5 protein-coding genes are annotated in these 2,514 nt (G+C 45.4%); all 5 read left to right on the top strand.

Features of this window, described 5'->3' with window-relative positions:
- Positions 1–207: DUF2140 family protein (locus WEIDD23_RS02115; RefSeq protein ID WP_156469549.1), on the top strand; the 207-nt coding region annotated here is incomplete at its 5' end.
- On the top strand, positions 207–428 hold the full coding sequence (locus tag WEIDD23_RS02110) for a YozE family protein (protein ID WP_062358713.1): 222 nt from the start codon (positions 207–209) through the stop codon (positions 426–428). The genes WEIDD23_RS02115 and WEIDD23_RS02110, both read left to right, overlap by 1 nt.
- Before the next feature lie 43 nt (positions 429–471).
- Complete coding sequence (gene ylqF / locus WEIDD23_RS02105) at positions 472–1,344, top strand: ribosome biogenesis GTPase YlqF (RefSeq protein ID WP_010373721.1); 873 nt, start codon at positions 472–474, stop codon at positions 1,342–1,344.
- Complete coding sequence (locus WEIDD23_RS02100) at positions 1,337–2,101, top strand: ribonuclease HII (protein ID WP_010373720.1); 765 nt, start codon at positions 1,337–1,339, stop codon at positions 2,099–2,101. Before ylqF ends, WEIDD23_RS02100 begins: the two co-directional genes overlap by 8 nt.
- Positions 2,102–2,172: 71 nt before the next feature.
- A partial coding sequence (locus WEIDD23_RS02095; RefSeq protein WP_197458768.1) for a DNA-processing protein DprA occupies positions 2,173–2,514 on the top strand: 342 nt, incomplete at its 3' end.

Here is a 2,514-nt window from a genome sequence, read left to right as displayed (position 1 = left end):
GGACAACTACCATTGCCTGTTAAGTACGTTATGGGCTATATCGGCAACATGATGAACTTGCCAGACTGGCTAAACATTAACACGTCAAAGCAAACCATTCTCATCGATCTCGGTAAGACGCCGAAGGTTAATGATATGCGGTTTAAAGCGGTGACAATCGAGCCGGCCCAGAACAAATTTGTTTTCCGCGGAGGATTTACACGATAATGCAACGTCCATTTTTTTCATGGTTGATGACGCAACGCAATCCGGTAACGTTTGACGAAGTGCAAACGTTTGCCAATGCCGCGTTTTACGACCATCAATTTCCAAAACAAGCGGAAGATTTTGAAAGCTTGTCTCGTTATTTAGAAGAAAATGCAAGTTACTTGCATAGTATGTCGATTTTTGATGAAGCTTGGTCTCGTTACTTGGCATCAGAAGAATAGGACGAATTGGTGGGTTACCACCATACATAGAAAGGAGTCTATTATGGCCCAAATTATTCAATGGTTCCCTGGTCACATGGCCAAAGCCTTCCGCTTAATGCGTGAGAATTTAAAGTACGTTGATATTGTGTTTGAATTGGTGGATGCTCGTATCCCAGTTTCATCACGTAACCCTGAACTGGATGAGGTGTTGGGGAACAAGCCGCGTTTGTTGGTGATGACGAAGACAGACTTGGCTGATCCTGAGCGAACTAAGGCTTGGACTAAGTATTTCGTGGATCAAGGCCTTGAAGTCGTTGCATTAGACACTCGTGGTCACAAAACGCCACAAATTATGACGAAGGCTGCGCGCAAGGTATTAGCCGATAAGTGGGCCGCCCTTGAAGAAAAAGGCGTCAAAGATAAGCCAATTCGTGCCCTTGTTGCAGGAATTCCGAACGTTGGTAAGTCGACGTTGTTGAATCACTTGGTCACGAAGAATGTTGCGATTACAGGTGATCGTCCTGGTGTAACAAAGAAGTTGCAATGGTTGAAGACACCGACCAACTTGGAGCTTTTGGACACGCCGGGAGTGTTATGGCCAAAGTTTGAAGATCAACGCGTTGGTGAGCACCTGGCGATGACTGGGGCAATTAAGGACCAATTGATTAACCAAGATGATATTGCGTTGGCGACTTTAAAGTTTATGCGGACATATAATCCAGATGCTATCGTGGCACGTTATCATTTGGCAGACGACGCTTGGGAAACGAACACCGACGTTGAACTGTTATTACTGATTACCCAAAAGTTAGGCTTTAAGGATGATTATGATCGCGCAGCTGAACGGATGTTGCTTGATTTGCGTCGTGGTAAGTTAGGCACATACACGGTTGAAATGCCAGAAGATCACATCGGAGAAGTGGTTGATGACTAAAGCTGAGACGATTTCGGCCATTAAGCTAGCCCTGGCAGCGCAGCCAACGGCAGCTGATTTAGTACGCTGGCGACAGGATGACCGAATCGGTGTGCAAAAATTACTTGATCGTTACGAAAAGCAGCAACAGAAACAAGCTGAAAAGTTGGCAGCCTTTCAGGCCCGACTTTCGTTTGAACGAGATGCTTGGTCGGAGGGCCTTGTCTTAGCTGGGGTTGATGAAGTTGGTCGCGGCCCGTTAGCTGGTCCAGTGGTGGCGGCAGCGGTTGTAATTGATGATCAATTTGATTTGTTGGCAGTTCATGATTCAAAGCAATTGTCCGAGAAAGCCCGATTGGCCTTGGATGCGGCAATTAAAGAAGAAGTAGTTGCCTTCGCGTTTGGTGTTGTTGATGCTGCTGCTATCGACACATTGAATATTTATGAGGCGTCACGGGTGGCGATGAAACAGGCCATTGAGAATTTATCCGTTCAGGTCGATGGTTTACTGATTGACGCGATGACGGTTGATTTACCGTTGCCACAAGAGAAGCTAATTAAAGGTGACGATCGGAGCATTTCAATCGGAGCAGCGTCAATTTTGGCTAAAAATTTCCGTGATGACTTAATGGCGGCGTATGCGGTTGACTATCCTGGATATGGCTTTGATCACAATGCTGGTTATGGTACAGCTGAGCATTTGGCAGGTCTAGCTGCCTACGGTGTCACACCAATCCACCGACGAACGTTTGCGCCGGTGAAACAATACTTGGCATAAACGGACTTAGAAACCGTTGTAAAAAAGAAAAATCACGTTGTGTAACGTCTTTCCTGGTTAGGAGGGATATGATGACACGACGTGATTTTTTATTATGGGTTCGATTATTACCGGGAATTGGTTTAATGGGGCGTCATAAAATTTGGCAATTTTTGCAAGAAACACAGCGCCAGCGATTGACGTTGCAAGAAATATTTACATTGACGGAATTGTCTGCTGATGCCCAAACTAAAATTAGAGACGCGATACGGTCGGGAGAACTACGTCGTGTTTACAATTTGGTCAAACAATACTCAGTGGTCACCTTGGCTGATGATGCCTATCCAGAACTACTAAGAGAAATTGCCCAACCACCACTTTGTCTTTTCTTTCAAGGTGATTTTACCTTGGTAAATCGGGCATGTGTGGCCATT

Source organism: Weissella sp. DD23 (genome assembly GCF_001579105.1).
GTDB lineage: Bacteria > Bacillota > Bacilli > Lactobacillales > Lactobacillaceae > Weissella > Weissella cibaria.
Note: the sequence above shows the minus strand (reverse complement) of the source record. Positions and strands in the feature narration are given on the sequence as shown.